This is a genomic window from Clostridium sp. AF27-5AA (assembly GCF_003478415.1).
In the GTDB taxonomy this organism is placed as follows: Bacteria; Bacillota; Clostridia; order Lachnospirales; family Lachnospiraceae; genus Otoolea; species Otoolea fessa.
On sequence record NZ_QUFH01000005.1, the window covers coordinates 171146 to 194371 of the forward strand.

Annotated in this window: 25 protein-coding genes, 2 tRNA genes and 1 riboswitch; of the genes, 23 read left to right on the forward strand and 4 right to left on the reverse strand. The window is 50.3% G+C overall.

Annotated elements, in window-relative coordinates:
• The first annotated feature begins 38 nt into the window (after positions 1-38).
• The 9 genes from metF (at position 39) to DWY89_RS07345 (ending at position 8578) form a co-directional block, all read left to right on the forward strand.
• Positions 39-899: a methylenetetrahydrofolate reductase [NAD(P)H] gene (gene metF / locus DWY89_RS07305; RefSeq protein ID WP_107000494.1), complete on the forward strand. Its 861-nt coding sequence runs from the start codon at positions 39-41 to the stop codon at positions 897-899.
• Entirely contained in the window at positions 899-1552 is a 654-nt protein-coding gene (locus tag DWY89_RS07310; RefSeq protein ID WP_118468134.1) for a vitamin B12 dependent-methionine synthase activation domain-containing protein, read from the forward strand. The genes metF and DWY89_RS07310 overlap by 1 nt, the downstream gene beginning before the upstream one ends.
• A gap of 30 nt (positions 1553-1582) precedes the next feature.
• On the forward strand, positions 1583-4060 hold the full coding sequence (locus tag DWY89_RS07315; RefSeq protein ID WP_118524544.1) for a homocysteine S-methyltransferase family protein: 2478 nt from the start codon (positions 1583-1585) through the stop codon (positions 4058-4060).
• Between the two features lie 73 nt (positions 4061-4133).
• On the forward strand, positions 4134-4409 hold the full coding sequence (locus DWY89_RS07320) for an HPr family phosphocarrier protein (RefSeq protein ID WP_022359351.1): 276 nt from the start codon (positions 4134-4136) through the stop codon (positions 4407-4409).
• Positions 4410-4537: 128 nt separating this feature from the next.
• Positions 4538-4972, forward strand: a complete 435-nt coding sequence (locus tag DWY89_RS07325; RefSeq protein WP_118524545.1) for an acyl-CoA thioesterase — start codon at positions 4538-4540, stop codon at positions 4970-4972.
• A 261-nt stretch (positions 4973-5233) separates the two neighbouring features.
• Positions 5234-5338: riboswitch (THF riboswitch) on the forward strand.
• 63 nt (positions 5339-5401) lie between these two features.
• Positions 5402-5965, forward strand: a complete 564-nt coding sequence (locus DWY89_RS07330) for a folate family ECF transporter S component (RefSeq protein WP_118524546.1) — start codon at positions 5402-5404, stop codon at positions 5963-5965.
• A 127-nt stretch (positions 5966-6092) separates the two neighbouring features.
• On the forward strand, positions 6093-6677 hold the full coding sequence (locus DWY89_RS07335) for a biotin transporter BioY (RefSeq protein WP_022359354.1): 585 nt from the start codon (positions 6093-6095) through the stop codon (positions 6675-6677).
• A gap of 309 nt (positions 6678-6986) precedes the next feature.
• A complete protein-coding gene (locus DWY89_RS07340) occupies positions 6987-7814 on the forward strand; it encodes an Mrp/NBP35 family ATP-binding protein (RefSeq protein ID WP_022359355.1) in 828 nt (275 codons plus the stop codon).
• 32 nt (positions 7815-7846) lie between these two features.
• Positions 7847-8578: a GTP pyrophosphokinase family protein gene (locus DWY89_RS07345; RefSeq protein ID WP_118524547.1), complete on the forward strand. Its 732-nt coding sequence runs from the start codon at positions 7847-7849 to the stop codon at positions 8576-8578.
• Positions 8579-8624: 46 nt separating this feature from the next.
• Here DWY89_RS07345 and DWY89_RS07350 read toward each other — a convergent pair whose 3' ends face one another.
• The gene (locus DWY89_RS07350; RefSeq protein ID WP_182434528.1) at positions 8625-9506 is read right to left on the reverse strand and encodes a GNAT family N-acetyltransferase; all 882 of its coding nucleotides are present in this window, start codon (positions 9504-9506) and stop codon (positions 8625-8627) included.
• Between the two features lie 279 nt (positions 9507-9785).
• Here DWY89_RS07350 and DWY89_RS07355 point away from each other — a divergent pair, with 279 nt between their 5' ends.
• The 14 genes from DWY89_RS07355 to DWY89_RS07415 all read left to right on the forward strand — a co-directional run bounded on the left by DWY89_RS07355 (position 9786) and on the right by DWY89_RS07415 (position 21740).
• Positions 9786-10151: a CidA/LrgA family protein gene (locus DWY89_RS07355; protein ID WP_022359358.1), complete on the forward strand. Its 366-nt coding sequence runs from the start codon at positions 9786-9788 to the stop codon at positions 10149-10151.
• On the forward strand, positions 10148-10840 hold the full coding sequence (locus DWY89_RS07360; protein ID WP_118524549.1) for an LrgB family protein: 693 nt from the start codon (positions 10148-10150) through the stop codon (positions 10838-10840). Before DWY89_RS07355 ends, DWY89_RS07360 begins: the two co-directional genes overlap by 4 nt.
• A gap of 121 nt (positions 10841-10961) precedes the next feature.
• On the forward strand, positions 10962-11726 hold the full coding sequence (locus DWY89_RS07365) for a nitroreductase family protein (protein ID WP_333489839.1): 765 nt from the start codon (positions 10962-10964) through the stop codon (positions 11724-11726).
• A 276-nt stretch (positions 11727-12002) separates the two neighbouring features.
• A complete protein-coding gene (gene pyrF / locus DWY89_RS07370; protein WP_022359361.1) occupies positions 12003-12920 on the forward strand; it encodes an orotidine-5'-phosphate decarboxylase in 918 nt (305 codons plus the stop codon).
• A gap of 10 nt (positions 12921-12930) precedes the next feature.
• Positions 12931-13695, forward strand: a complete 765-nt coding sequence (locus DWY89_RS07375; RefSeq protein ID WP_107000486.1) for a dihydroorotate dehydrogenase electron transfer subunit — start codon at positions 12931-12933, stop codon at positions 13693-13695.
• Positions 13692-14597 carry a dihydroorotate dehydrogenase gene (locus DWY89_RS07380; protein ID WP_118293471.1) on the forward strand — a complete coding sequence of 302 codons (906 nt, stop codon included), beginning with the start codon at positions 13692-13694 and terminating at the stop codon, positions 14595-14597. The genes DWY89_RS07375 and DWY89_RS07380 overlap by 4 nt, the downstream gene beginning before the upstream one ends.
• 14 nt (positions 14598-14611) lie before the next feature.
• Positions 14612-15286: an orotate phosphoribosyltransferase gene (gene pyrE / locus DWY89_RS07385; RefSeq protein ID WP_107000484.1), complete on the forward strand. Its 675-nt coding sequence runs from the start codon at positions 14612-14614 to the stop codon at positions 15284-15286.
• A gap of 74 nt (positions 15287-15360) precedes the next feature.
• Complete coding sequence (locus DWY89_RS14380; protein WP_022359365.1) at positions 15361-15510, forward strand: hypothetical protein; 150 nt, start codon at positions 15361-15363, stop codon at positions 15508-15510.
• Between the two features lie 106 nt (positions 15511-15616).
• Entirely contained in the window at positions 15617-16084 is a 468-nt protein-coding gene (locus tag DWY89_RS07390; protein ID WP_107000974.1) for a VanZ family protein, read from the forward strand.
• The gene (locus DWY89_RS07395; protein WP_107000483.1) at positions 16065-16391 is read left to right on the forward strand and encodes a hypothetical protein; all 327 of its coding nucleotides are present in this window, start codon (positions 16065-16067) and stop codon (positions 16389-16391) included. The genes DWY89_RS07390 and DWY89_RS07395 overlap by 20 nt, the downstream gene beginning before the upstream one ends.
• Positions 16392-16518: 127 nt before the next feature.
• Positions 16519-18591 (forward strand): aminopeptidase, encoded by a 2073-nt coding sequence (locus tag DWY89_RS07400; RefSeq protein ID WP_118524550.1) that lies wholly within the window; start codon positions 16519-16521, stop codon positions 18589-18591.
• 69 nt (positions 18592-18660) lie between these two features.
• On the forward strand, positions 18661-19941 hold the full coding sequence (locus DWY89_RS07405; RefSeq protein ID WP_118524551.1) for a D-alanyl-D-alanine carboxypeptidase family protein: 1281 nt from the start codon (positions 18661-18663) through the stop codon (positions 19939-19941).
• Between the two features lie 171 nt (positions 19942-20112).
• Positions 20113-20706: a hypothetical protein gene (locus DWY89_RS07410; protein WP_022359370.1), complete on the forward strand. Its 594-nt coding sequence runs from the start codon at positions 20113-20115 to the stop codon at positions 20704-20706.
• A gap of 14 nt (positions 20707-20720) precedes the next feature.
• Positions 20721-21740: a glycosyltransferase family 2 protein gene (locus DWY89_RS07415; protein ID WP_118524552.1), complete on the forward strand. Its 1020-nt coding sequence runs from the start codon at positions 20721-20723 to the stop codon at positions 21738-21740.
• Between the two features lie 403 nt (positions 21741-22143).
• Here the strand turns inward: DWY89_RS07415 and DWY89_RS07420 are convergent, their stop codons facing one another.
• From DWY89_RS07420 to DWY89_RS07430, 3 genes are all read right to left on the reverse strand, one after another.
• Positions 22144-22809, reverse strand: coding sequence for a phosphatase PAP2 family protein (locus DWY89_RS07420; protein WP_117796303.1), 666 nt, complete (start codon positions 22807-22809; stop codon positions 22144-22146).
• 236 nt (positions 22810-23045) lie between these two features.
• Positions 23046-23119: transfer RNA gene (locus DWY89_RS07425), tRNA-Met, on the reverse strand.
• A gap of 18 nt (positions 23120-23137) precedes the next feature.
• Positions 23138-23210 (reverse strand) — tRNA-Val (locus DWY89_RS07430).
• Between the last annotated feature and the right edge of the window lie 16 nt (positions 23211-23226).

Here is a 23226-nt window from a genome sequence, read left to right on the forward strand (position 1 = left end):
AGAACCGGACGAAATGATGAGAACAGGAGATAAATACGATGAAGATTAAGGATATTTTAGCCAAAGGACAGCCGACGCTTTCGTTTGAAGTGTTCCCGCCGAAGGAGGAGAGCAACTTCGCTTCCGTTGAGAAAGCAGCGCTTGAGATTGCAAAGTTAAATCCGTCATTTATGAGCGTGACCTACGGAGCAGGCGGCGGCACAAGCCAGTATACGGTCCAGATCGCATCGGATATCCAGAGCACCTGCCAGGTGCCGGCGCTGTCACATCTGACCTGCGTCTCCTCGACCCGTGAGAAGGTGCACAGTGTCCTGCGCGAGATTCAGGCACACGGAATTGAGAATGTCCTGGCACTTCGCGGCGATATTCCGAAAGACGGCAAGGTAGAAAAAGATTATCAGTATGCATCCCAGCTGATCCGCGAGATCCGTGAGACCTGCCCGGAGCTGTGCATCGGCGCAGCCTGCTATCCGGAGGGACATGTGGAATCGGTCAACAAGACGGTGGATATCGGGCATCTGAAAGAAAAAGTGGAAGCGGGCTGTGATTTTGTGACGACCCAAATGTTCTTTGACAATAATATTCTTTATAATTACCTGTACCGTATCCGAGAAAAAGGAATCACGGTTCCGGTTGTCGCAGGCATCATGCCGGTGACAAACATAAGTCAGATCAAGCGCATCTGCAGCATGTCCGGCACCTACCTTCCGGCACGCTTCAAGGCGATCGTAGATCGTTTTGGTGATAACCCGGCAGCGATGAAGCAGGCAGGTATCGCCTATGCAACTGAGCAGATCATCGATCTGATTGCGAACCATGTAAATGGAATCCATGTATATTCGATGAATAAACCGGATGTAGCGGCGCAGATTAAGAACAACCTGTCGGAGATTCTGTAATGGCGGAAGTCAATCGGAGAGAAATATATCGGTATTTAGGAATTAAAGGGCAGCAGGAGCCGGATCTGCAGACGAAAGATCTGGTGGAGGACTGTCTGGAAGAATTAGAGCGGTCCGTCAACTGCCGGAGCTTTTACAGACGATATCCGCTGACGCTGCTGCCAGATTCAGAACTTGATTTTACGTGTTTTAAAGTAAAAAGCCGGGCGCTCAGCCGCAATTTAAAGGACTGCCAGGAGGTCATCCTTTTTGCGGCGACGCTGGGTGCTGGTGTGGATCTGCTTCTGCGCCGATACAGCCGTCTTTCGATGAGCCGGGCGGTTGTCCTGCAGGCGTGCGCGGCGGCACGGATTGAGAGTTACTGCAATGAAATCAATGACAAATTAAAAGCGGAGGCAGCAGAAGAAGGACTCTATCTGCGTCCCCGCTTTTCGCCAGGTTATGGAGATCTTCCGCTTTCGTGCCAGCCGGATTTCTGCCGGGTACTGGAAGCGGAAAAGACGGTGGGGATTACATTGACGGAAAGTTTTTTGATGATGCCGTCCAAGTCGGTGACGGCGGTCATCGGAGTATCGAAGATAGCGGCGGGCTGTGTGAAAGAGGGCTGTGAGGTCTGTTCAAACAAAAACTGCCTGTACCGGAGAGATAAATAAGTAAGAAACAAAAACAGAGAGGAAGCTGACATGGGTATACGGGAAGATTGGAACGATAAAATACTGGTATTTGACGGAGGAATGGGAAGTCTTTTGCAGGGAGCCGGGCTGAAACCGGGCGAACTGCCGGAAACCTGGAATATCAAGCATCCGGAGGTTCTGGTAAAGATCCATGAGGATTATCTGAACGCGGGCGCAAATATTATTTTATCGAATACATTCGGCGCGAACCGCCTGAAATACAATGAGACAGCCGAGTTTAATCTGGATGAGATCGTGGATGCGGCGATGAAAAATGCCCGGACAGCGGTAGAACACTGCGGCCGTGGTTATGTAGCGCTGGATCTGGGACCGACCGGACGCCTTTTAAAGCCAATGGGCGATCTGGACTTTGAGGAGGCGGTCTCCATCTATACCGAGGTGGTAAAGGCAGGCGTGCGCGGCGGCGCGGATCTGATTCTGATCGAGACGATGAGCGACACGTATGAACTCAAGGCAGCGGTTCTGGCGGCAAAGGAAAATTCCGATCTTCCAATCTTTGCAACCACAATTTTCGATGGAAAAGGCAAACTTTTAACCGGCGGAACACCGAAGTCCGTTGTGGCACTTTTGGAAGGTCTGGGCGTGGATGCGCTCGGAATCAATTGTGGATTAGGTCCGGTTCAGATGAAGCCGATTGTGGAAGAACTGCTTCGGTATGCGTCGATCCCGGTGGTTGTCAATCCAAATGCGGGGCTTCCGCGAAGCGAGGGAGGAAAGACCGTATATGATATTGATCCGCCAGAATTTGTCGAGGAAATGAAAGGAATGCTGGAGATGGGCGTTTCGGCAGTCGGGGGCTGCTGTGGTACGACCCCGGAGCACATCCGTCTGCTGGCAGAGATGTGTAAGGGCAGAACGAGAAAGCCGATCGAGCCGAAAAATGACACTCTCATCACTTCCTACGCGTCGGTAGTTGAGATGGGAACCGATCCGGTCATTATTGGCGAGCGCATCAATCCGACCGGAAAATCAAAGTTCAAACAGGCGTTGCGCGATCACAACCTGGAATATATCCTGCGCGAGGCGATCACCCAGCAGGAAAATGGCGCTGCGGTGCTTGACGTCAACGTGGGACTGCCGGAGATCGATGAAGTGGCGATGATGCGCGAGGTCGTACAGGAATTGCAGGCGGTGACCGAGCTTCCGCTGCAGATTGATACGACTGACACAGAGGCGATGGAACAGGCGCTGCGTATTTACAATGGAAAGGCACTGATTAACTCTGTCAATGGCAAACAAGAGGTCATGGACGCTGTATTTCCGCTGGTAAAACATTACGGCGGCACGGTGGTTGCGCTGACGATCGACGAGGAAGGCATTCCGGCGACGGCGGACGGACGTATGGCGATCGCGCGGAAAATCTGTGCGGAGGCGGAAAAGTATGGCATCCAGAAAAAAGACATCGTGATCGATGCGCTCTGTATGACGATCAGCTCCGAGCCGACCGGCGCGCTGGTGACACTGGAGACGGTGCGCCGTGTCCGTCAGGAACTTGGCTGCAATACGATTCTCGGCGTTTCAAACATTTCCTTCGGATTACCGCAGCGTGAGATTGTCAACTCCAATTTCTTTACGATGGCGATGCAGAGCGGTCTGACCGCGGCGATCATCAATCCAAATTCGGCGGCAATGATGCGTTCTTATTATAGTTACCGGGCTCTGGCAGCACTGGATGAACACTGCGGCGATTATATTGAGCAGGCAGCGCGGCTGGCGATCCCAAAGGCAGGTGCGGGCGGAGCTTCCGGCGCAGGTGCAGCAGGCAGCGCAGGTTCGGGTGCCCCGGCGGCAGGTGCAGCTGGAGCTTCCGGCAGTGCGGACACTGGCAGCCAGGCATCCGGTCCGGAGCATCAGCTTACGGTCAGTGTGGAGAGAGGTTTAAAAGAGCAGGCGGCATCGGCAGCTGGGGAACTCTTAAAGACCATGGATTCCTTGACCGTCATCAATTCCTGCATGATCCCGGCACTCGATAAGGTCGGAAAGGGTTTTGAGGCAGGCACCGTCTTTCTGCCGCAGCTTCTGATGAGTGCGGAGGCGGCAAAATCGGCGTTTGAGGTCATCAAAAACCAGATGGAGTCCTCCGGGGAAGCAGGAGAGAAGAAGGACAAGATCGTGCTGGCGACCGTCAAGGGCGATATTCATGACATTGGAAAAAATATCGTAAAAGTATTATTGGAGAATTACAGCTATGATGTGCTGGATTTAGGTAAGGACGTAGCTCCGGAGGCGATCGTGGAAGAGACGATCAAGAACCATGTAAGACTGGTCGGTCTGTCCGCCCTGATGACGACCACCGTGCCGAGCATGGAGGAGACGATCAAGCAGCTCCGCAAGGAAGCACCGTGGGCGAAAGTCATGGTCGGCGGCGCGGTTCTGACCCAGGAATACGCGGATATGATCGGAGCAGATGCGTATTGCCGCGATGCGATGGCGTCTGTTAATTATGCGCAGCAGGTGCTGGTCTAACGCTTGACAGTCTGCCTTACTTAGACTAAAATTAGGGTAATTAAAACTAAGAATTGACGAGGGAGGGACAGCTATGGTATCGAAGAAAGTGAAAGTGGTTAATCCATCGGGACTTCACCTGCGGCCGGCTGGCGTGCTTTCGCAGACCGCGATGAAATTTAAGAGCCGGACTCTGATTGAGTGCGGGGAGAAACATATTGTGGCAAAGAGCGTGCTGAACGTGATGGCAGCGGGTATCAAGTGCGGCACCGAGATCACGGTTGCCTGCGACGGACCGGATGAGGAAGAAGCACTGAAGACGATTACCGAGGCGATCGAGAGCGGACTCGGAGAAGAACTGGAACAGTAAGGTATCAGCCATTGCCTGCACAGTGTGCGGACGGTGACACACATATCAGAACCAGAGGGGGATATCGCAGAACGGCAGAAATTGCAGTTATGCAGGTATCCCTTTTTAGATGGAAAAGAGGGGTTTTTATGGAACTGAAAATTTACGAACACAAAGCGCAGTATTATGAAACCGACCAGATGGGAATCATTCACCATGCAAATTACCTACACTGGTTTGAGGAAGCGCGGATCGACATGATGGAGCAGATGGGAATGGGATATGACATCATGGAAAAACAGGGGATCATAAGCCCGGTGCTGTCGGTTCACTGCGATTATAAGAGCATGGCGCGGTTTGGCGAGACGGTGCAGGTGCTGGTTCAGATGAAGGAATACAACGGCATCCGCATGACGCTGGAATACACGGTTTTTGACAAGGAAACGGGCGCAATCCGCTGCGTGGGCGAGAGCCGCCATTGTTTCCTGACCCGCGACGGAAAGCCGGTTTCCCTGAAACGCAACTATATCGAGATGGATCGTGCGTTTAGGGAATACAGCGAACAGGGCCAAAAAGAAGAGTAAATGCTGACTGGTTCGAAAATGGACTGCCAGAGGAGTCTTGGTGTAACTGTTCACGGGTAGGCACTTTTGGAACCGAAAGTGCCGTAAGAAAACGTGGTGGCAGCAGAAATTTGTCGTATTTAAATGCGAAGCCACGGCAAATTCCGTTACTGGGCACGTATGCGTGAACAGTAACGTCCTGGTGCGGAAATGACAGATGCGCTTATAAAGTGCTTGAAAAGCGGGAAAATTGTGGTATGATGTAAAAGATAAAAAAAGAAACGCAGAGTAGGAATACAGGCGTTAAGTGCCGGTTGAACAGGGAGTTGTCAGCCGGACGAAGAGACCCTCCGGGGTTTCGCGGTCAGTATTCCGCATCCCGCTGCATCGTTGATACAATCTATCTCCTGATGTGGTTCGAGAGATCTGCAGAAAAGGAGGTATTTTTTTATGAAAAAATTTGCAGTATGTTATCAGGCATCCTTTCAGGAACTGAAACACGTGAAAACACTCACGACTGCCGCCATGCTGATGGCTGTCTCCGTTGTTCTGGGATACTTCACGATTGAGGCTGGTCCGTATTTGAAAATCGGATTCGGCGGTGTGGTCAACCAGTTTGTCTACTACCTCTTCGGTCCGGTGGCTGGAGCGGTCTATGGCGGAGTCTTGGATCTGGTCAAATATGTCGTAAAGCCGACGGGGGCATTTTTCCCGGGATTTACGCTGAATGCGATGCTGGGCGGCGTGCTATATGGCACAATTCTGTATCGGAAACCGATTACCTTCCGCCGGGCGCTCTGGGCGGATCTGGTGGTGGCGCTGATCTGCAACATATTTTTGAACACACTCTGGCTTAGCATGATGTCTGGAAAAGCAATGATGGTGCTTCTGCCGATGCGTGTGCTTAAGAATCTCATCAAGTGGCCGGTGGATGCAGCACTCTTTTATCTGATTGCAAAACGGATGGAGAGTCTTGGGCTTGTGCGGATGATCCGTAAATTCCAGTCGGAGTGATGCTGGAGGATTCGTTTTGAGCAAAAGGAAACATACATGGACAGCGAAAGTCTGCGGGCACGGTGGCTGCATGCCATGAAAGGAACCGTTTATGAAAAAATGCATCATGCATGATGGAGGAAAACAGATGAGAGAAAAAGCAGTTTCGCGGAGCCGGGAACATTCGAAGGATGTGGCGCTTTGCGGTCTGTTTGCGGCGCTGGTCGCCGTGGGGGCATTTATCAAGGTTGTCATTCCGACTGGCGCAGATACCATGAACTTCACCTTGCAATGGTTTTTCGTGATGCTGGCAGCATTTCTTCTGGGCTCCAGACGGGCATTTACCAGTGTGGGTGTCTATTTGCTAATTGGACTTGCGGGCGTCCCGATCTTTGCACGCGGCGGCGGTCCGGCGTATCTGCTGCGCCCGACCTTTGGTTTTCTGCTGGGATTTCTTCTTGCGGCGTGGGTCATGGGAAAGGTCTGTGAATGTTTGAATTCCTGGAAAATGGGAGCGCTGATGACGGCGGCGACGGCTGGATATGTGGTATATTATGGAATGGGAATGGTTTATTTCTATCTGATTACCCATCTCGTAACCCTGCAGCCGATCGGCTGGAAAGCGATTGTGCTGGTTTACTGCCTGCCGGAGATGCCGGCGGATTATATTCTCTGCATTCTGGCGGCGATCATGGCAAGACGGCTGCGCCCGATGGTACAGGCGTATCTGTAGAGAAAAATGAATAGGATATAAAAAAGACAGACAGTCTGAATGCAGTGCAGCAAACGGGCTGTCTGTTTTTGTCTCATAGAAAACGTTACTGTTCACGCATACGTGCCCAGTAACGGCACATTCTTTTGTAACGCTGCCAGTTGTGTTTGCCCCTATCATTTTTGCAGAAAATATGGTAAGATGTACGGAGATTACGACAGGGGAAGGTTTGGGCGTTACAGGTTTTGGTTTTGGAAACCGTCTGAGAGGATGCAAAAACGAAAACCAGTGAACTGTCAGAATCCAACCTGATAAAAAGGAGAAGTATGTATGAGTGAGAATTGCAGTCATAATTGTTCAAGCTGCGGCGAAACGTGTGCCAGCCGGACGATGGAGAGTTTCCGGGTGCCGTTAAATCCGCAGAGTTCAGTTAAAAAAGTAATTGGTGTAGTCAGCGGCAAGGGCGGCGTCGGAAAATCCCTGGTGACATCCCTGATGGCATGTAAGATGCGTGCGAGAAATAACCGCGTCGGCATTCTCGATGCCGATATTACAGGACCGTCGATCCCGAAGGCATTTGGCATTCACGGCATGGTAGGTGTGACAGCGGATCAGCTGATGCTGCCGCGCACGACCTCGACGGGGATAGAGATTCTTTCTTCGAACCTGATTCTGGAGCATGAGACGGATCCGGTAATTTGGCGTGGACCGGTTGTGGGCGGCGTGATTAAGCAGTTCTGGAGCGAGGCACTCTGGAAGGACATTGATTATATGTTTGTCGATATGCCTCCGGGAACCGGTGATGTGCCGCTGACTGTATTCCAGTCCCTGCCGCTGGCAGGTATTATCATTGTGACTTCCCCGCAGGAGCTGGTTTCGATGATCGTGGCAAAAGCGGTCAACATGGCGAAGAAGATGGATATCCCGATTCTGGGACTGGTTGAAAACATGAGTTATCTGGAATGTCCGGACTGCGGAAAGAAGATTTCTGTGTTCGGCGAAAGCCATATCGAGGAGACGGCAGACGAGTATGAGATTCCGGTGCTTGCGAAGATTCCGATCGATCCGTCGATTGCGTCCAAGGTGGACGAGGGGCTGGTTGAGTATGTGGAATCCCCATGGCTGGATGCGGCGGCTGACGCAGTTGAGAAGGCATAAAAGAATTATATAGAAGAGGTGGAAGAATACAAATGAATATTGCTCAGAATCCCAACAGCGAGCTGAGCCATTTCGCGGTCAATACGCCTCAGGTATTTGAGATTCCTGAGACATTCCGGGAGACGGCAAGGCAGTTTCAGGAAGCGATGATGCAGTACAGCTGCGCGATTCGAGAGTTTAAGACGAAGCTGGAAGTGCTCAACGATGAGCTTTCCATGCGGAATGCAAGAAACCCGATCGAGATGATCAAGGCGAGAGTGAAGAAGCCGAAGAGTATTGTAGAAAAACTGCAGCGGCGCGGACTTCCGCTTTCGATCGAATCGATGGAGTCCAACCTGGATGATATAGCGGGTGTCCGTGTGATATGTTCGTTTGTGGACGATATTTACGAGATCAGCCGGATGCTGGAACGCCAGGATGATGTGACCATCATTGCGATCAAGGATTATATCAAGGCGCCGAAGGAAAACGGCTACCGCAGCTACCACATGATCGTGGAAGTACCGGTATTCTTTTCAAGCAGTAAGAAAAATATCCGTGTGGAAGTCCAGATCCGCACGATCGCCATGGATTTCTGGGCGAGTCTGGATCACCAGCTCAAGTATAAAAAGCAGCTGGATGCCCAGGAAGCCGCAGAGATCGGTGCGGAGCTGAAAAAGTGCGCGGATGTCATCGCGGAGACGGATTGCAAGATGTTAAGCATCCGTCAGAAGATTGAGGAAAAACATCCGATGCAGGAAGAATATCGTGATGTAAACGAATAGATCATGTATCGGGGGGCTTTTGGCGGCAGAAGCGCCTGCCATATCTTTAATACATAAAATAGGACAGGGTTTCGGTAATTCGGAACCCTGCTTTTTTATAGATCGAGAGTGCCGGATAATTGTCACTGCTGACGTGAAGAACAATCCGGGTGCAGCCGCGCGTGATCAGATCGTTTAAGACCAGACAGAAAGCAGCTTCACCGATTCCCAGTCCGCGGCAGAGGTCATGGACCCGGAAGCCGTAGAAACAGGCATGAAATGTGCCGGGAACGTCCGGGACGGGCTGCATACGTGCCATGCACACGGCAGCCGGAGAGCACATCGGATCCAGCGGAGTCTCTAAAAATTCATAGGTCAGAATTGTAACGGCCGGATCTGGATCATCGGCGCTGTGGAAGCAGTCCCAGCAACTGTCGGGATCAACACTTTCGTTGACGTCACCTTCCGGTGCAGAAGTGCAGGTAAAGGTAAGCGGGCGTTTTTCAACCATGGGAGAGTCAAAGCGTTCGGCCGCCGGGTCAAAGTCCCATTTCATCTGATATTCCTGATCGACGCGGTCAGCGTGAATGGCTTTCATCGTGGCAGCCGTATCAGCAGATTCCGGGTCAACCGGAAATAGAATATCGTGCTCACCGGAGATGTCGCAGGCTTTTTCTAAGAGTGCGGCAAAATATCCGCGTCGGCGCAGGGAAGGGCGGGTGAAGGCGATGCATTCGACGGGTTCCTCGTCCGAAGAGCCATCCGGTGGAAGGATCATTCCCATGATGGCCGCAAGTGTCTCTGATTCATCCAGAAGAAGCAGGAAACAATTTCCGTCTTCAAATGGAAAAGAAATGTGGATCGGCTGCGTCTTCTGGCATTCATTCAACAGTGCCAGGATCTGTTCTGCCTGTCTGGCAGAGAGTGAGTTTGTCTGAATTAAATTCATAACTTCTAATCCTTTCTTTCTTGCAATACAAAGTGTACCAGCTACAAAAGCAGCTGAGAAGATAAGTCTTTCATAAAGATAAACGTATTTGCGGATAAAAACTTCACGTTTTTTGGATCGAAAATGTCTGGATTTTCCAAACCGGAAAAGCTTACCTGTATCGTATAAAAAAGACGCAAAAAATTCAAGGAAATTGACAGAATTTATGCTAATTTTCATATTGTCCTATAAATTTGAGAGTGATAGAATAGAGGCATTAATACGAAAGGCGAAGACATCATGAAGTACTTGAAAGAAGTGACAATTATTTTTGGTATCACAATGCTGGGAGAATTTTTGAACTATCTGCTTCCGTTTCCGGTTCCGTCCGGCGTATACGGATTGTTCATTCTTCTACTTATGCTTTGCACAGGAGCATTACATACAGAAGATGTGGCGGAAGTGGGAGATTTCTTCCTGGATACGATGCCGATTATGTTTATACCGGCAGGTGTGGGCCTGCTTGACAGCGTGCAGGAGGCGGAGTCCATCCTGGTGCCGCTGACAGTGATTACCGTGATTTCGACGGTATTTGTTATGGTTGCGACCGGGTGCGTGGCGCAGAGCATTATCCGCAGAAAGAATAAAGGGGGTGCAAAAGCATGAATGGACTGATTCATTCTTCTCTTTATTTTGGAATGCTGGTCAGCGTCGGCGCGTATATGCTGGGCGTCTGGCTGAAAAAGAAGACCGGCTGGGCGATTTTAAATCCGCTGCTGGTTGCAATTATAGTTGTGATTGCATTTTTATCTGTTTTTCATATAGAATATAAGGAGTACAACCGCGGTGCGGTGTATCTGAGCTATTTTCTGACACCGGCGACGGTCTGTCTGGCGATTCCGCTGTATAAGCAGCTGGAGCTTTTGCGCCAGCACCTGATTGCGGTTGCTTCTGCAATCGTGGCAGGGGTAGCGGGAAGTGTCGGCAGTATCTATGTGATGTGCCGTTTCTTTCAGCTGGAGCATACGCACTATGTGACATTGCTTCCAAAGTCCATTACGACGGCGATTGGCATGGGCGTCAGCGAGGAAGCGGGCGGTATCGTGACACTGACGGTTATCAGCATTATAATTACAGGAATTTTGGGAAATATTATAGCCGACTGGCTGTTTCAGATATTTAAAATTGAAGAGCCGATCGCGAAGGGGCTGGCACTTGGAACGGCAGCCCATGCGATTGGAACGGCAAAGGCGCTGGAATTAGGCGAGATCGAGGGTGCGATGAGCAGCTTGTCAATTGCGGTCGCCGGTCTTTTGACCGTAGTGGTAGTACCACTGATGTCGGGACTGATTTAAAGGTGGTGCTGAAATGGTCGGAATTTGTATAGAAATTGGAATGCACATAGAGAGGCAGAGAAAAAGATACTGCGGGTCATGCGCATGATAACGGCAGCAAAAAGATAGGAGGGGAGCAGGTATGATGAATTTGTATGAGGCGATAGGATGTCGCCATTCAGTTCGAAAATACACCGATCGGGAGGTCACGGAGAAGCTGCGTGGGCAGATCCTGTCCTATTTTGATAAGACCTCCCGGTTAAATGACCGGATCCGGGTTGAGGCAGTGATATTCGACAATACAAAGAAAAAAGCCGATGTCCACGGACTCTGGAAGGTGGATGCTCCCTACTATCTGGCGATCTATTCGGATCAGGAGGAAGGCTGCGAGCGCAATGCCGGTTATCTGATGGAGCAGATGGTGCTCTATATGACGGCAAAAGGGCTTGGAACCTGCTATTTGGGCAGCGTGCAGCCGGCGCAGAAGGTGCGCGGCGGCAAACGCTGCCTGATGATGGTCGCATTCGGCTACCCGGAGGGCAAGCTCTACCGTGAAAGCCCGCTGGCAAAGCGCCTCCCGCTCAATGAACTCTGTATTTTCAAGGAAGAAGCCGGAGAGCAGATGAAGACGATTCTCCGTGCGGCGCGTCTCGCACCGTCCGCGATGAACACCCAGCCGTGGCGCTTCATCGTCTATTCCGACCGAATCTATGTGTTCGCCCTAAAAACCCGCTTTCCGGGCAAGAGCTTCCATGCGATGCGCGAATTCAGCATCGGCATCATGCTCTCCCACATTATGCTCGCCGCCGAAGAACTCTGGATGGAACTTCAGACGGAGACGGAGGAACATTTTGCGGCTAAAAGTTACAAAAATGGAGATTATGTGGCGACGTTGACGCTGCATTAGATGCATTGATTCATTGTATTAAATGTTGAAATAGTTCATATTTAAGCAAGAAAAACTAATTTTGCAATTTTAAAACCAATTATTCAAAGAAACGATACACCCAAGAAAGAAGCGCGCCAGCCGTCCGATGCCGTGACAGCTGGCGCGCTTCTTTTGGGGCAATCAAAAGGGCATAAGCAAAAACCCTTTTTTCCTTGCTCCGTGCCCTTGAAAGCGCCCTCCACTTATGATAAAATAAGTTGATTATTTATGAGAGATACTCTGGAGGAGAACGTGATGGTTAGTAAATTGATTGAGAAGATTCAGAAGACAAAGGCACCGATCTGTGTAGGACTGGATCCGATGCTTGGATATATTCCGGAGCACGTGAAGGAAAAAGCATTTGCGGAGTTCGGAGAGACCCTGGAAGGAGCGGCAGAGGCGATCTGGCAGTTTAACTGTGCGATCGTGGATGCGACGGCTGATCTGATTCCGGCGGTCAAACCGCAGATTGCGATGTATGAGCAGTTTGGCATCGAAGGCCTGAAAGCGTATGACCGGACTGTCAAATACTGCCAGCAGAAGGGCTTAATTGTCATCGGAGACATCAAGCGCGGCGACATCGGTTCCACATCGGCTGCCTACGCAACCGGTCATCTCGGCAGCGTGAAGGTTGGAAATACGACCTGTTCCGCGTTCAATACCGAGTATGTGACGGTCAATCCGTATCTGGGAACCGACGGCGTGAAACCATTTGTGGACGAGTGCAACGCATCCGACCGCGGTATCTTTGTACTGGTAAAGACTTCTAACCCATCCAGCGGCGAGTTCCAGGATCGTCTGGTGGACGGCCGCCCGCTTTATGAGCTGGTAGCGGAGAAGGTCGTTGAGTGGGGGGAGGCTTCCATGGATGGCGACTACAGTAATGTAGGCGCAGTTGTGGGCGCAACTTACCCGGAGATGAGCAAGATTCTGCGTAAGCTGATGCCGAAGACTTACTTTCTGGTTCCGGGTTATGGCGCACAGGGCGGTACGGCAGAAGACTTAAAATACTGCTTCAACGAGGATGGACTGGGCGCGATCGTCAATTCTTCCCGCGGTATCATCGCAGCATACAAGAAAGACGCATACGCCAAATTCGGTCCGGAGCATTTTGCGGACGCATCGAGACAGGCTGTCATCGATATGATTGCGGACATCGGACGCGTACTGTAAGGAGGAGCTCATGGCACAGAAGAAAGAGACAGCAGTTGTATATAGTCAGGAAGAACTGGCACCTGGCATTTTCAGTATGTGGATCGTGACGGACATAGCGGATGAGGCAAGACCGGGACAGTTTATCTCGGTCTACAGCCAGGACGGTTCCAGACTTCTTCCGCGCCCGATCAGTATCTGCGAGGCAGATCCGGATGAAGGACGCCTGCGGATCGTATACCGGATTGCCGGTAAAGGAACGGATGAATTTTCCAAATATGTTTCCGGAGACCCGATCGACATCATGGGACCTCTGGGAAATGGTTTCCCGCAGGAGGGCGAAAATGTATTTCTGATCGGCGGCGGTATCGGTGTTCCGCCGATGCTTGAGATGGCGAAACAGTTAAACTGCGAAAAACAGATCATTTTAGGATACCGAGATGAAAATCTCTTCCTCCGGGATGAGTTTGAGGCATATGGAGAAGTCTTTGTGGCGACCGAGGACGGAAGCGTCGGCACGAAGGGCAATGTCCTGGACGCGATCCGGGAACAGAACCTGACGGCGGATGTGATTTATGCCTGCGGACCGACCCCGATGCTGCGCGCTATCAAGGAGTATGCGGCAGAAAAGGGAATCAAGTGCTATATTTCCCTGGAGGAGAAGATGGCATGTGGAATCGGCGCCTGTCTGGCATGTGTCTGCCAGTCGAAGGATGTAGACCACCACAGCAATGTACACAACAAGCGGATCTGCAAGGATGGTCCCGTATTTTTAGCCGAGGAGGTAGAATTATGAGACAGATGGCAGTCAATCTTGCGGGTGTAGAGCTTAAAAACCCGGTCATGACGGCATCCGGAACCTTTGGTTCAGGGGCAGAGTACGGCGAGATGGTCGATCTGAACAAGCTCGGCGCAGTTGTGACCAAGGGTGTGGCAAATGTGCCGTGGCCAGGCAATCCGACCCCGCGTATTGCGGAGGTGTACGGCGGCATGATCAACGCGATCGGCTTACAGAATCCGGGGTATGATTTATTTGCATCGAGGGATATCCCGTTTTTACGTCAGTATGATACGAAGATTATCGTCAATGTATGTGGAAAAACGACGGAAGATTATGTCGATGTAGTGGAAAAACTGGCGAGCCAGCCGGTCGATATGCTGGAGATCAACATTTCCTGCCCGAACGTCAAGGAGGGCGGCATCGCATTTGGACAGGATCCGAAAGCAGTGGAGGCGATCACCCGCGAGGTAAAACGCCATGCGAAACAGCCGATTATCATGAAGCTCAGCCCGAATGTTACCGACATCACGGAGATGGCGAAAGCAGCCGAGGCAGGCGGTGCGGATGTGCTGTCCCTGATCAACACACTGACTGGCATGAAGATCGATATCAACCGGAGAACTTTTGCGGTAGCCAACCGTACCGGCGGTCTGTCCGGCCCGGCAGTGAAACCAGTGGCAGTCCGCATGGTTTACCAGGTGGCGCAGGCGGTCAAGCTTCCGATCATCGGCATGGGCGGTATCATGAATGCGGACGATGCGATCGAATTTATTCTGGCAGGCGCAAGCGCGGTGGCAGTCGGTACGGCGAATTTCCATAATCCGTATGCGACGGAGGAGATCGTGAAGGGCATCGACGCCTACATGGCAAAATATGGCATTGAAGATATACATGAACTGATTGGTGCGGTTCGGTAAGATAGGAGAGTATGATGGAACAGTATAAGCAGGAATTTATCAATTTCATGGTAGAGAGCGAAGTGCTCAAGTTTGGCGAATTTACCTTAAAGAGCGGACGTAAATCTCCGTTCTTCATGAACGCGGGTGCATATGTAACCGGTACGCAGCTGCGTCGTCTGGGCGAGTATTACGCAAAGGCGATTCATGACAACTATGGTCTGGATTTCGATGTCCTGTTTGGACCGGCTTACAAGGGAATCCCGCTGGCAGTTGCCACCTCGATGGCGATCAGTGAGCTGTACGGCAAAGAAGTACGTTACTGCTCCAACCGGAAAGAGGTCAAGGATCACGGCGATACCGGCATCCTTCTGGGAAGCAAGTTAAAGGACGGCGACCGCGTCGTTATCATCGAGGATGTAACCACTTCCGGTAAATCCATCGAGGAGACCTTCCCGATCCTCAAATCCCAGGCAGATGTGGAGATCAAAGGCCTGATGGTATCTTTAAACCGTATGGAGCGCGGCAAGGGAGAAAAGTGTGCGCTGGATGAGATCAAGGAACTGTACGGCTTCCCGACCGCAGCGATCGTATCGATGTCAGATGTCGTAGAGTGCCTGTACAACAAGGAGTGCCAGGGCAAGGTCGTGATCGATGATACACTGAAAGCAGCGATCGACGCATACTATGAGCAGTACGGTGCAAAATAGAGATTTGGTTCACGGAGCGGCATGCTTGAAATGGGAAATGCCATGCGACGGAGTGTAAGAAGGAGCGGATCGATATGGAAAAGATCTACAAAACGATGCAGGGAACCGGTGTGATTAATATCGTGATTGGAAGCGTGATCATCACGGTAGGGCTGGCAGCCGGTGTGATGGCGATCGTCAGCGGTGCGTTTTTACTGAAACGCAAATCAGATATTACATTCTAAAAATTGGATTTGAAACAGGGCAGATATGCCCAGTCGAAAGAGAAAAACCGTATGACCGGGGACGGTGTACGGTTTTTCTCATTTCTGGCAGTTTATGTGGGGAATTATGTGGAAACGGACAAAAACGCATCAGAAGGTGTGCTGGATATTCTTTGTCGCATACCTGGTGCTTCTTATATATTTTATGTTTTTTTCGGACGGATTCGGGCGCGCGCCGCATGTGGAGTATGCCTATAATCTCGTTTTATTTAAGGAAATCAAACGGTTTTATATTTATCGTGATATAGTGGGGACGGAAGCGTTCCTGTTAAATACGGCTGGCAACGTGGTGTGTTTCATGCCGTTTGGATTTTTCCTGCCGATCATCAGTCCGAGATTTGGAAAATGGTACCTGATGTTGATTCTGAGCTTCCTTCTGACTTTGAGCATCGAGACGATTCAGCTCGTATTCAAGGTGGGAAGTTTTGATGTGGATGATATGTTTTTAAATACGTTAGGTGGAATTGCTGGCTACCTCTGCCAGTGGATTACACGTGCAATTGGGAGGTGTCTGCATGGGACGTCAAACAGATAACCGGATTTCTTATATCCGCAAGCCGATGGCGGAACACGGCTATCTCTGTCTGGGACTGGCGGGAGTCGGTCTGCTGCTGTGCGTGGCAGGGATGGCATTCAGTGTCCGCAGCCAGGGCAATACGCCGGTCGGCGCGCTGTCGATGTGCTTTTCGAGCATATTATTTTCCGTGGCGTCGCTGATGTACGGATGGAAATCTTTTAAAGAAGAAGAAAAAAATTATATATTCGCGAAAATTGGTACGATTTTGTCGGGGCTTCTGGTCATCTGGTGGATTGTGACGATTTTGATTGGCATCCGGGGCTAAGAATGAATGGTTTTTATGCGTGGCTTGCCTGGAATGCCGGACCAATGGAACGCCGGTAAGAGCCTTTGCGGCGGGCGTGGTTTGAAAGTGAAATTTGGCGATGGCAGAAGGAGGGAAATATCTGAACATGAAATATTGGGAACTTTTGAAAGAAGAAAATGAGGCGGTTGCGGAGCGCCATGAGCTCGCGATGGAGCGCATCGGCCATATGAAAGAAGAAGCGACGGTTGGTGAGCCATACCGGGCATTTTTTGAGCGCACCGTCCAGTTTATCGAGCTGATAGAAGAAACCTTCCAGAAACAGATGGATGGGACGCTGGCGGCGATGAGCCAGAAAGAGGCAACAGAATTTAACCGGACGCTTTATGCGGATATACTTCCAGGGGCGTATGGGAAGAGCTTTGCGAACCCGGACTATGCGGCAAAAGAGCTGGGAGAGAACTATGGTCCGTGGCTGTCATTTCTCTATACGGAGATCCGCAGCGCGATCGTTTACGCCTATGAGAGCCGTCTGGTGGATGTGACGGTGTTGGAGGAGCTGTTTATTGAGGTTTACAACCTGTTTGAGGGCGGTACTCCGGAGGTGGCGGAGCTTCGCGAGCCGCTCTACTATTTTGTCAGTGATTATTGTGACAGGATGCTTCCGTGGCGGGGGCGTGAGACGCTGGATCCGTCGCTGGATTTTGGAAAATCGATCATCATGGACAGTGATTTAAACGATCTGCGTTATCTGTACCGGTTTGGCGAATATATCTCGGAGACAGAGCTTGCGACGGCACGTTTTATGAATGAGCTGCCGGAGGAGACGGTACGCCGGATGGCAGATACCTACACAGAAGGCTACCGCAAGGGATTTGCGGCGACCGGACGCAGCTATGAGGGCAAGAAAACGGTGCAGATCCGTTACCACATCGGATTTGAACGCATGATCCGGATGGCAGTGGAAAATTTCCGCGAACTCGGTCTGGAGCCGATCATTGCCCGCGCCTCCATCGGCACGGTGAACCGGATGGCGGCGCGCACGAACGGTTACTATGGCACACCGGCGAACCGCCAGTACGAGTATGATCACCGCTACGACAATGCGGTTTACCTGGACAAGGCTTTTCGTGAGCGGAAACTGTCTATTTTGAAGGTGGCATATGAGACATACAAGGATCTGGCGTCGGTATATGCCGGTCCGGCAGTGGTGGAAACCTTCGGCGAGGCCGGATTTGAGCCGGTCAATGCAGCAGCAGCCTTTTCTTTAAGTGAAAAACAGGAGAAACTGCTGTTATCCTACAGCAATGAGGCGATGCAGATTGTGGACGCGTATATTCCGGGAACGGAGACGAGCTTCACAATCATTGCATTCCCGCTTCCGGAGATCGGATCGGAGTTTGAGGCGATTTTCAAGGAGACGATCCGCATCAATACGCTGGACTATGAGCTGTACCGCGACATCCAGCAGATCATGATCAACGAACTGGATCAGGCATCGCAAGTCCACATTAGCGGACGCGGCGGCAACCGCACCGATCTGACCGTACAGCTTCACACGCTTGCTGAGCCGACGAAACAGTCGAATTTCGAAAACTGCGTAGCGGATGTAAATATTCCGGTTGGAGAAGTCTTTACCTCCCCGCAGCTTGCTGGGACAGACGGGCTTCTGCATGTCGGCAGCGTCTATATCGGGGAATTTCAGTTCAAAGATCTGGAAATTCGGTTTGAAAATGGTATCGCTGTCTCCTATACCTGCAAAAACTTTGAGACGGAAGAGGAAAATAAGGCGTTAGTGAAACAGATGATCCTCAAAAACCATGAGACGCTGCCGATGGGCGAGTTTGCGATTGGCACCAACACAACTGCGTATGAGGTAGCGCTGCGCTACGGCATTCTCGACAAATTCCCGATTCTGATTGCCGAGAAGATGGGACCGCACTTTGCGGTAGGCGATACCTGCTACAGCTGGATGGAGGACTGCCCGGTCTTCAACCCGGATGGACGCGAGATGGTGGCGCGTGAAAATGAGATTTCAGCAAAACGCAAAGAAAACCCGCAGGAGGCATATTTTGGCTGCCATACGGACATTACAATCCCGTACTCCGAGCTGGATACGATCGAGGCGATTCATCCAGATGGAACGAGTGTAAAGATCATCGCGGGCGGACGGTTTGCGCTGCCGGGGACGGAGAAGCTGAATGAGCCGCTGGAAAAATAAAAAGAAAAAGTCATAGAAAACAGGTTTATTCTCATATAATCTCCTGAAAAGGGATTCCGGAGCAGCCGGATGGGAGATAGAATCAGAAAATGGATAGCCGTTCTGCTGGCAGGAAGTATACTGGCGATGATTCAGTTGGTTCCGGCCGGCGGGGCGGTTTTTGTTCGTGAAAACATAGAAAATAAAGAGATTCTGGGAGAGAAAGAGACTTCTCTACAACAGCCCCTTCACGCCCGCGCCTGGGTTCTCATGGATGCGGACAGTGGGCGTATTCTGGCGGGGAAAGATGCGGATACCGCTTATCCGATGGCAAGCACGACGAAGATTCTGACCTGCATTCTCGCACTGGAACAGGGAAATCCCGATGACTGGGTCGAGGTATCAGAGAAAGCGGCCTCCATGCCGGATGTCCAGCTCAATATGCGGGCGGGGGAGCGGTACCGCCTATCGGATCTACTCTATTCCCTGATGCTGGAATCCCACAACGACAGCGCCGTGGCGGTGGCGGAGCACATCGGGGGAAGCGTGGAAGAATTTGCGGAGAAAATGAACCGGAAAGCGCGGGAGATAGGATGTAAGAATGTTTGTTTCGTGACACCGAACGGTCTGGACGTTGCGGATGCGGATGGAAACGAACACAGCGCTTCGGCGGCGGATATGGCGCGGATCATGCGCTACTGCGCGTTCCAGTCGCCGTGCCACGAAACATTTCTGGAAATTACCCGTACGGCATCACGGACGATTCAGGATGAGTCGGGAAACCGTTCATTTTACCTGGCAAACCACAACGCGCTTTTAAGCCAGTGCGCGGAGGTGCTGTCGGGCAAGACAGGATTTACCGGGAAAGCCGGGTACTGTTATGTAGCGGCGTTAAAAAAAGAAGGAAAAGCATTTACGGTGGCGCTTCTCGGCTGCGGGTGGCCGCCGCACAAGACGTACAAATGGGCGGATATGCGGAAACTCGATCAGTATGCATTTGATACATATAACTGGTATGATATATTTGACCGGGAGAAAACATTTCCGGAGGTGGAGGTGAGGCGGGGCGTGAAAGGAACGACGGCGCTCACACTGAATCTGCCATCGGAAAAACAGACGTTTCTGATGCTTCTGCGCGCGGACGAGAAGCCAGACATCCGTTATGAGTACCCGACCGAGCTGGAAGCACCGGTTCATGAAGGACAGGAGGTCGGGCAGGCATCCTATTATATTAATGACGAGCAGGTGGCTGCTTATCCGATCTATGCGGCAGAAACAGTGGAGAAGATTGATTATGGGTGGTGTTTAAGACGATGCGTAACTTATTTTGAAAGAGAATTTCAGTCAATGTGGCAGACGTGGGGAGTTTGAGTTGTTATTACTGGGCACGTATGCGTGAACAGCAACGACTTGTTCACAATACTTTTACAAAAATCTGCTTTATTTTGCTGGTTAATTTTGTTATAACTATAGATAGTGTGAATTACTGAGAATCAAGGATCCGGACACGGAAACGTGGAAAGAGAAAGAGAGGCACGGAGGATGAAACAGACATCACTGAGCAGGGAACAGGGGCTTGCGCTCCTTCGCAAGTATAATAAAGAACCATTTCATATTTTACATGGACTGACCGTGGAGGGCGTCATGGAGTGGTATGCCGAGCAGCTGGGATACGGGGACGAAAAAGCATTCTGGGGCATGGCAGGACTGCTGCATGACATTGATTTTGAACTTTATCCGGAAGAACACTGCGAGCGGGCACCGGAGCTTCTGCGCGACGGAGGCGCAGAGGAAGATTTAGTCCATGCGGTTGTCAGCCACGGCTACGGCATACGGGTGGATGTGGCTCCGGAACATGAGATGGAAAAGGTGTTGTTTGCAGCCGATGAGCTGACAGGGCTTATCTGGGCGGCGGCGAAGATGCGCCCGTCCAAGAGCACCAAGGACATGGAGCTTTCAAGTCTTAAGAAGAAATTTAAGGACAAGAAATTTGCAGCTGGATGTTCCAGAGACGTGATCCGACGCGGGGCTGATCAGCTTGGCTGGGAATTAGACAAACTGATGGAACAGACGATTCTTGCCATGCGCTCCTGTGAGGATCGGGTCAACAAAGAGATGGAGGAACTGGAGTTTTGAGAGAAAATAAACCAATGAAACTGTTGTCGGTAGCGATTCCGTGCTACAATTCGGCGGCATATATGCGTAACTGCATCGAATCCCTGCTGCCGGGCGGCGATGAGGTGGAGATCCTGATCGTGGATGACGGTTCCACAAAAGATAATACGGCGGAGATTGCGGATGAGTATGAGAAAAACTATCCGGGGATTTGCCGGGCGATTCATCAGGAAAACGGTGGTCACGGTGAGGCCGTCAATGCGGGACTGCGCAATGCGACGGGCGTCTATTATAAGGTCGTGGACAGCGATGACTGGGTCAACGAAGAGGCATATATGGAGGTTCTGGATACGCTGCGCAAATTTGTCCATGACAATGTGACGCTGGATATGCTGATTACCAACTTCGTTTATGAGAAACAGGGCGCAAAACACAAAAAGGTCATGAACTACAACATGGCGCTCCCAAAACGCCAGCTCATCGACTGGAACGGTGCAAGAGGCTTCCGCCTGGGACAGTATATCCTGATGCATTCGGTCATTTACCGTGTGGAAATGCTTCGGAACTGCGGCTTGGAACTGCCAAAGCATACGTTCTACGTGGATAATATTTTTGTATATCAGCCGCTTCCACACGTAAAATCCATGTACTATCTGGATGTGAATTTCTACCGTTATTTCATCGGACGCGACGATCAGTCGGTCAATGAAAAAGTCATGATCAGCCGTATTGATCAGCAGATACTCGTCACGAAGCTGATGCTGGGATATTACGATGTGACCAAGATCAAGAATCCAAAGCTGCGCCACTACATGGTCCGCTATCTGGAGATCATGATGACAGTTACTTCAATTCTGGCGATCCGCTCGGAGACAGAGGAAAATCTGAAGAAGAAAAAAGAACTGTGGCAGTATCTGAAACAGCAGAATTTCACGCTGTATATGCGCCTGCGCTGGGGCTTCCTCGGACAGGGCGTAAACCTGCCGGGAAAAGGCGGACGGAAGGTGTCGATCGCCTGCTATAAGATTTCGCAGAAGTTTTATGGGTTTAACTAGAAATCCATTATAAAAATTGAAATAATATGGATTAGAAAACGAAATCAAATCTATCATAAAAGTGAAATTAAAAGATCCGATCGTCTGGAAAGTCGAGTGTTTCCAGATGGTCGGATTTTTTGTGCTAGGTCAATAATTGGGAAATCCTCAGTAGGTGATGCACTGTTATTTATGGAGCTCTAATTTTCGGAATGACCGCGGCAGGAAATATAATGAAAAATACAAGAAAAATACTTTATAAATATAAGATTGATCCTATTATTGTTATAGATCACATTTGTGCAAATTAGAATGAGATTTTGTATAGGATTTTAAAAACTGAAAACTTGGTGTAAAAATAGAAAAAAGCTGGCACCTGTCATACTTTGGCGCCAGCTTATGTTTACTTGTCTTGAGAAATCCTTTAGCGAATATATTCCGGTTCGTTCTCTGTCTCTTCCTGCGTGCTTCCTGCATATACTAACGGATAGATAGCTGCGCTTAAAAGAATCGCGCCTGCGACGTCCAGAACCGAGTGCTGTTTCAGCGAGACAGTTGCCATGCAGATAGCGACCATCAGGATACCGGAAAGAATCCGGATTACTTTGTGCTTTTTCAGAGACTCACTCTTCATGACCGCGATGTGGGTTCCGATGGAATTGTACACGTGGATGCTTGGAAATACATTCGTGTTCGTGTCAGCCTGGTGGAGCATATAGACCAGACGGGAACAGAGGTTCTTGTCCGGGTCTACAGCGGTCCGCAGGTCAGTTCCATTCGGGAACAGGGTGCAGATTAAGAGTGACAGCGTCATGCCGGTAAATAAAAATGCACATAACCGGTAATATTCTTCTTTGTTCTTGAAGAACAGGTATGCAATCGCAGCGGTCACATAGGCGAACCACAGTAAATATGGGATGACGAAGTATTCATTAAACGGAATCATATCATCCAGCGATGAGTGCATGATATGGTAATTGGAGGTCACGGTTTTTTCCAGATGCATAAACCACGGAAGATAGATAAATCCGTATCCCAGAATCCATATATGCCCGTATTTCTTCAGGAGTTCCTTCAGAAAATGTTTCATATCAATCAACCTCGATTTTCTTTTTATCATAAATAAATTAACATTATTTTAACATCTCTCCAAGTTCGTCTGATTATAGCACACTCACCCGCCAACTTCAAGGCTAAATAGGGATTGTTATAAATATTAAGAAAAAGGTTATGGAATGTGAAATTTGTTAAACAAAAATTTTATGGATGGACAGGGACTTTAAGTAAAATAAAAACAGCTTGCTCAACTGCAAGCTGCTTTATCAATAGCGAGAGGGGGATTCGAACCCTCGACACCGCGGGTATGAACCGCGTGCTCTAGCCAACTGAGCTATCTCGCCATATTAAATTTAGAAAAGTGGGACCTACAGGGCTCGAACCTGTGACCCTCTGCTTGTAAGGCAGATGCTCTCCCAGCTGAGCTAAGATCCCGCTGACACTCGCACAA

Coding starts and splice junctions, on each gene's coding strand:
- metF (WP_107000494.1), top strand. CDS start 39: ATGAAGATTAAGGATATTTTAGCCAAAGGACAGCCGACGCTTTCGTTT.
- DWY89_RS07310 (WP_118468134.1), top strand. CDS start 899: ATGGCGGAAGTCAATCGGAGAGAAATATATCGGTATTTAGGAATTAAA.
- DWY89_RS07315 (WP_118524544.1), top strand. CDS start 1,583: ATGGGTATACGGGAAGATTGGAACGATAAAATACTGGTATTTGACGGA.
- DWY89_RS07320 (WP_022359351.1), top strand. CDS start 4,134: ATGGTATCGAAGAAAGTGAAAGTGGTTAATCCATCGGGACTTCACCTG.
- DWY89_RS07325 (WP_118524545.1), top strand. CDS start 4,538: ATGGAACTGAAAATTTACGAACACAAAGCGCAGTATTATGAAACCGAC.
- DWY89_RS07330 (WP_118524546.1), top strand. CDS start 5,402: ATGAAAAAATTTGCAGTATGTTATCAGGCATCCTTTCAGGAACTGAAA.
- DWY89_RS07335 (WP_022359354.1), top strand. CDS start 6,093: ATGAGAGAAAAAGCAGTTTCGCGGAGCCGGGAACATTCGAAGGATGTG.
- DWY89_RS07340 (WP_022359355.1), top strand. CDS start 6,987: ATGAGTGAGAATTGCAGTCATAATTGTTCAAGCTGCGGCGAAACGTGT.
- DWY89_RS07345 (WP_118524547.1), top strand. CDS start 7,847: ATGAATATTGCTCAGAATCCCAACAGCGAGCTGAGCCATTTCGCGGTC.
- DWY89_RS07350 (WP_182434528.1), bottom strand. CDS start 9,506: ATGAATTTAATTCAGACAAACTCACTCTCTGCCAGACAGGCAGAACAG.
- DWY89_RS07355 (WP_022359358.1), top strand. CDS start 9,786: ATGAAGTACTTGAAAGAAGTGACAATTATTTTTGGTATCACAATGCTG.
- DWY89_RS07360 (WP_118524549.1), top strand. CDS start 10,148: ATGAATGGACTGATTCATTCTTCTCTTTATTTTGGAATGCTGGTCAGC.
- DWY89_RS07365 (WP_333489839.1), top strand. CDS start 10,962: ATGATGAATTTGTATGAGGCGATAGGATGTCGCCATTCAGTTCGAAAA.
- pyrF (WP_022359361.1), top strand. CDS start 12,003: ATGGTTAGTAAATTGATTGAGAAGATTCAGAAGACAAAGGCACCGATC.
- DWY89_RS07375 (WP_107000486.1), top strand. CDS start 12,931: ATGGCACAGAAGAAAGAGACAGCAGTTGTATATAGTCAGGAAGAACTG.
- DWY89_RS07380 (WP_118293471.1), top strand. CDS start 13,692: ATGAGACAGATGGCAGTCAATCTTGCGGGTGTAGAGCTTAAAAACCCG.
- pyrE (WP_107000484.1), top strand. CDS start 14,612: ATGGAACAGTATAAGCAGGAATTTATCAATTTCATGGTAGAGAGCGAA.
- DWY89_RS14380 (WP_022359365.1), top strand. CDS start 15,361: ATGGAAAAGATCTACAAAACGATGCAGGGAACCGGTGTGATTAATATC.
- DWY89_RS07390 (WP_107000974.1), top strand. CDS start 15,617: ATGTGGAAACGGACAAAAACGCATCAGAAGGTGTGCTGGATATTCTTT.
- DWY89_RS07395 (WP_107000483.1), top strand. CDS start 16,065: ATGGGACGTCAAACAGATAACCGGATTTCTTATATCCGCAAGCCGATG.
- DWY89_RS07400 (WP_118524550.1), top strand. CDS start 16,519: ATGAAATATTGGGAACTTTTGAAAGAAGAAAATGAGGCGGTTGCGGAG.
- DWY89_RS07405 (WP_118524551.1), top strand. CDS start 18,661: ATGGGAGATAGAATCAGAAAATGGATAGCCGTTCTGCTGGCAGGAAGT.
- DWY89_RS07410 (WP_022359370.1), top strand. CDS start 20,113: ATGAAACAGACATCACTGAGCAGGGAACAGGGGCTTGCGCTCCTTCGC.
- DWY89_RS07415 (WP_118524552.1), top strand. CDS start 20,721: ATGAAACTGTTGTCGGTAGCGATTCCGTGCTACAATTCGGCGGCATAT.
- DWY89_RS07420 (WP_117796303.1), bottom strand. CDS start 22,809: ATGAAACATTTTCTGAAGGAACTCCTGAAGAAATACGGGCATATATGG.